The organism is Collinsella aerofaciens (genome assembly GCF_018785265.1).
Classification (GTDB): Bacteria; Actinomycetota; Coriobacteriia; order Coriobacteriales; family Coriobacteriaceae; genus Collinsella; species Collinsella aerofaciens_AI.
This window is the reverse complement of the sequence record NZ_WQPK01000058.1, coordinates 3,438-4,815: the sequence shown is the minus strand read 5'-3', so window position 1 is coordinate 4,815 and position 1,378 is coordinate 3,438. Positions and strand designations below refer to the sequence as shown.

Here is a 1,378-nt window from a genome sequence, read left to right as displayed (position 1 = left end):
CAATCGGCAGCCTCATCGAGGAGGCGCCGCTCTACCCCAACCTCACCGCGCGCGAGAACCTGCGCGTGCGCACCACGCTGTTGGGCCTTCCCGAGAGCCGCATAGATGAGGTACTCGCCGCCGTGGACCTCGCGGACACCGGGAAGAAGCGCGCCGGGCGCTTCTCGATGGGCATGCGGCAGCGCCTGGGGCTCGCGCTGGCGCTGATCGCTCGGCCACGCCTGCTCGTGCTCGACGAGCCCACCAACGGCCTCGACCCCATCGGCATCGAGGAGCTGCGCGACCAGATCCGCGGCTTCGCAGCGGCGGGTACGACGGTGATCGTCTCGAGCCACATCCTCTCCGAGGTGCAGCAGATGGCGGACACCATCGGCATCATCTACGGGGGGCGCCTCGCCTACGAGGATGCTCTTCGACCCGGGCAGGACCTCGAGGAACTCTTCATGAGCGTCTGCCGGGAGGGGCGTCGAGCGCGCGGGGAGGTGGCGGCATGACGGGCGAGAAAGGCGGCCTGCTCGCGGGCCTGCGCGCCGAGGCCCTGAAGTCGCGCCACGCGGCACCGGTTCGCCTGGCCGTGCTCATGGCGCTACCTATGCCGCTGCTCGGCGCGATGCCCTACCGGGGCGTACAGATCTTCAGCGCGTGGAACTACTGGTACGCGCTCTTCCTGCCCGTGGCTCTCTCGCTCGTGGTGGCGTGTGTCGCGCGGGCGGACGCGCGCACGCGGATGCGGGGGCTTCTGGGCCTGGGCTTCCCGCTCGGGCGCGCCTGGTGGGCCAAGGCGCTCTGGTGCCTCGCGCTCTGCACGCTCTCGAACCTCGTGGTCTTCGGCATCTACCTCGCGGGATCGGCGTTCTCCTCGCAGGGCCTCACGGCCGCGGGCACGCTCACGATGCTCCTCTGCGCGCTCGTCAACACGGTGACCACGGCGTGGATGATCCCCGCAGGGCTCTTCCTCACGGCGCGGCTCGGCATGCTCGCGGGCATCTTCTGCCCGCTCGCCGCGCAACTCGTAGGTGGGTTCGCCTGGTCGTTGGTGCCGCTGCCGCAGCTCTTTCCGCCGTCGGCGAACATGGTCATCCCCACGAGCTTCATCCCCGTGCTGCCGAGCGGCGAGCCGCTCGCGGCGGACATGGCGCTCGGCGAGGCGCTCGCGTCGGACGGCATGCTCACACTGGCGGGCCTTGCGGTCTGCGCGCTCGCGTTCGCCGCGCTCACGGCGGCGGGCGCGGCCTGGTTCGCGCGCTCCGAGGAGAGGTGATGGCCGTGGCACGACTCTCCGACCCGACGCCACGCATGACTCTCTCGCGGGCCCTGCTCTCCGAGGCCCTGCGCCTGGCGCGCTCCCCGCTCGCAGTGGTGCATCTCGTCTGCGGCC

The 1,378-nt window shown here is 71.3% G+C and carries 2 protein-coding genes and 1 pseudogene; all 3 read left to right on the top strand.

Annotated features, from left to right (window positions below; translation table 11 throughout):
• Window positions 1-188 (top strand): annotated as a pseudogene (locus GPK42_RS10235) (hypothetical protein); the annotation flags it as partial.
• A complete protein-coding gene (locus GPK42_RS09815) occupies window positions 168-494 on the top strand; it encodes an AAA family ATPase (protein ID WP_423064375.1) in 327 nt (108 codons plus the stop codon). The pseudogene GPK42_RS10235 and the gene GPK42_RS09815, both read left to right, overlap by 21 nt.
• Complete coding sequence (locus GPK42_RS09810; RefSeq protein ID WP_215694962.1) at window positions 491-1,261, top strand: ABC-2 family transporter permease; 771 nt, start codon at window positions 491-493, stop codon at window positions 1,259-1,261. The genes GPK42_RS09815 and GPK42_RS09810 overlap by 4 nt, the downstream gene beginning before the upstream one ends.
• The last annotated feature ends 117 nt before the right edge of the window (window positions 1,262-1,378 follow it).

Coding starts and splice junctions, on each gene's coding strand:
- GPK42_RS09815 (WP_423064375.1), top strand. CDS start 168: ATGGGCATGCGGCAGCGCCTGGGGCTCGCGCTGGCGCTGATCGCTCGG.
- GPK42_RS09810 (WP_215694962.1), top strand. CDS start 491: ATGACGGGCGAGAAAGGCGGCCTGCTCGCGGGCCTGCGCGCCGAGGCC.